This is a genomic window from Anabaenopsis arnoldii, from assembly GCF_028331025.1.
Lineage (GTDB): Bacteria > Cyanobacteriota > Cyanobacteriia > Cyanobacteriales > Nostocaceae > Anabaenopsis > Anabaenopsis arnoldii.
The window spans coordinates 1-3141 of sequence record NZ_JAQMUH010000031.1 but is presented as its reverse complement, the minus strand read 5'-3'; the positions used below and the strand labels follow the sequence as shown (position 1 = coordinate 3141).

The window sequence follows — 3141 nt, the reverse complement described above, 5'->3', positions numbered from 1 at the left end:
TACAAAGTCTGTATTCTTAGTAAGAAAAATAGCCCATTAAAAGACCATTGTCCGTATAAAATCTTCCTTGTCCACTTTCCTTCCTTGTCTTCGGTGGTCTTGCCTTCACAGATCATATTAAAAACCTACCCTTGTAAGGAAGGGGGTGGGGTCAAATAATATAATCATGACTTGACAAACATCTTCTCAGGGGAAAATAAAAAATATGACCGGTTAAAACCCGTCGTTTCCCCTTTAATCCTCTGCTTAAAAGGTAGGTTCTCACCCCCGGTGCATTATTTTGATAGATATTAAGATACGGAGACTAAAAACAAAAAAAACTGATGAACGCGATCGCCTCTTGTCTTGCATCTATCATCGAACAAACCGCCATCCATCCTTGGGAAAACCTCCCACCCAAACAGCAAAAACACATCCAACAGGCGATCTCATCCGCAAAACCCCCCAATTGTATCGTCTATCCCCGCACCCAAGGAGAACTAGCAGCAGTCATCGCCGAAGCCCACCATCAAAACTGGCGCGTCCTGCCGGTAGGAAAAACTAGTAAAATCAACTGGGGTGGTTTAGCCACAGATATTGACATCATAGTTAGTACAGCACGCATCAACCAACTAATTGCCCACGCAGTCGGTGATTTAACCGTCACCGTAGAAGCAGGAATGCAATTTTGCCATCTCCAAGAAATTTTAGCCAAATCCCGCCAATTTATTGCCCTTGACCCCAGTCAACCGCAATTAGCAACCATAGGCGGTATAATCGCCACAGCTGATACCAACTCCCTCAGACAACGTTATGGGAGTGTCCGCGACCAGTTACTAGGTATTACCTTTGTCCGTGCTGATGGGGAAATTGCCAAAGCAGGGGGGCGAGTAGTGAAAAATGTTGCCGGATACGATTTAATGAAATTATTTACCGGTTCCTACAGCACATTAGGTGTTATTAGTCAAGTAACTTTAAGGGTATATCCATTACCCGCAGCATCCGCTACAGTGATGCTAACAGGTAAACCAGAAGCCATATCCCAAGCTGCAACCACCCTGCGTAATAGTGCTTTAACACCAACTCAGGCTGATTTGCTCTCCACACAACTGGTTTCTACCCTAGGTGAGAATCAGGGTATGGGACTAATCGCGCGTTTCCAAAGCATTAGTCAAAGTGTCCAAGAACAGTCAGGTAGACTGTTAGCACTAGGCGAACAATTGGGTTTAAAAGGGACAATTTATATGGATGAACATGACGCTCATCTATGGCAAAGATTACGAGAAATAATGGATAAACCCGTCACAGATTCGGCAATTACCTGCAAAATAGGAGTATTACCTAGTGCATCTGTGGAGGTTTTGAGTCAAGCAGGTATGGGTTTGATTCATCTGTCTAGTGGTTTGGGTCTGTGGCAATTGGAAGATAAAAATCAGGTTTTAAAAATGCGCGATCGCTGTCAGTCTCACAAGGGATTCTTGAGCATCTTAACAGCACCAAACACAGTTAAACAAGCCATAGATATTTGGGGATATACTGGTAATTCCTTGCATATGATGCGCCAAATTAAAAAACAGTTTGATAGTAAAAATATTTTCAGTCCGGGTCGGTTTGTGGGTGGGATTTAAGCAAACAACCACACAGCTACCAAAACACACCAGATAGAGAGGGGAAGAATTTAAATATGCAAGTTTCTGACAATTCCGCGAATCATACTACTAGGATTAAGAATTTAAAAAGTTTTGATATCAATCAGCCACCCGATCCCAAATTGATTGATAGTTGTGTACATTGTGGTTTTTGTCTGTCCACTTGTCCAAGTTATCGGGTGATTGGTAAAGAGATGGACTCACCCAGGGGACGCATCTACTTAATGGATGCAATTAACGAGGGTGAAATAGCTCTAAATACAGCCACAGTACAACATTTTGATTCTTGTTTAGGTTGTTTAGCTTGTGTAAGTACTTGTCCTTCCGGCGTGCAGTACGATAAATTAATATCCGCCACTCGTCACCAAGTAGAACGCAATTATAAGCGCAATTTACCAGATACCTTGATTCGTAAACTGATATTTTCCTTATTTCCTAATCCTGATTTATTACGGCTGTTTTTATTTCCCCTGCTAGTTTATCAAAAGTTGGGATTACCAAAATTAGTAAAAACTACAGGGTTACTCAAAAAACTATCTCCCCGTTTAGCAGCCATGGAATCAATTTTACCAAAAATTACCCTGCAATCCTTTCAAGATAACCTACCAGATATTATTCCCCCCCAAGGAGAAAAGCGTTACCGGGTAGGGGTAATTTTGGGATGTGTACAACGGTTATTCTTCTCCCCCATTAATGAGGCCACCGTGCGGGTGTTAACCGCGAATGGTTGCGAGGTGGTAATTCCTAAATCTCAAGGTTGTTGTGCGGCGCTTCCAGAACATCAAGGACAAACCCAACAAGCCCAAAGTTTAGCAAAACAAATGATTGACAGTTTTGCCGATACCCATGTAGATTTTATCATTATCAATGCTGCTGGTTGTGGTCATACTTTAAAAGAATACGGTCACATCCTCCAAGATGACCCAGAATATCGAGACCAGGCGCAGGCTTTTGCTGCTAAAGTCAAAGATGCTCAAGAATTTTTAGTCAAAGTAGGATTGACAGCTAAATTATCCCCCTTAAGTGATCAGCCTTTAAATTTAGTTTATCAAGATGCCTGTCATTTACTCCATGGACAAAAGATTAGTGTGCAACCACGTCAATTATTACAACAAATTCCCGGCGTGAAACTAACCGAACCTATAGACGCAGCTTTGTGTTGTGGTAGTGCCGGCGTTTATAATATGCTGCAACCACAAGTAGCTGAGGAGTTAGGTCAGCAAAAAGTACAGAATTTGTTAAATACAGGCGCACAGTTAATTGCTTCTGCTAATCCCGGTTGTACCTTGCAAATTACCAAGCATTTACAATTACAGGGTAAAACCATTTCAGTCATGCACCCCATGGAGTTACTAGATTATGCCATTCGGGGTGTGAAGTTAGGTTTTTAATAAATCCAGTCCCCTCCCCTTACAAGGGGAGGGTTAGGGAGGGGTCAAACAATATTTGATACACTAAGTGTGAAGTTGGATTTTTAATAAATCCAGTCCCCTCCCCTTACAAGGGGAGGGTT

General features: G+C 42.1%; 2 protein-coding genes. Both read left to right on the top strand.

The genetic code is table 11. The annotated features are described in order from the left end of the window. The first annotated feature begins 323 nt into the window (after positions 1-323). Entirely contained in the window at positions 324-1607 is a 1284-nt protein-coding gene (locus PN457_RS02160; protein ID WP_271731020.1) for an FAD-binding oxidoreductase, read from the top strand. A 56-nt stretch (positions 1608-1663) separates the two neighbouring features. Beyond that, complete coding sequence (locus PN457_RS02155) at positions 1664-3019, top strand: (Fe-S)-binding protein (RefSeq protein WP_271731018.1); 1356 nt, start codon at positions 1664-1666, stop codon at positions 3017-3019. The last annotated feature ends 122 nt before the right edge of the window (positions 3020-3141 follow it).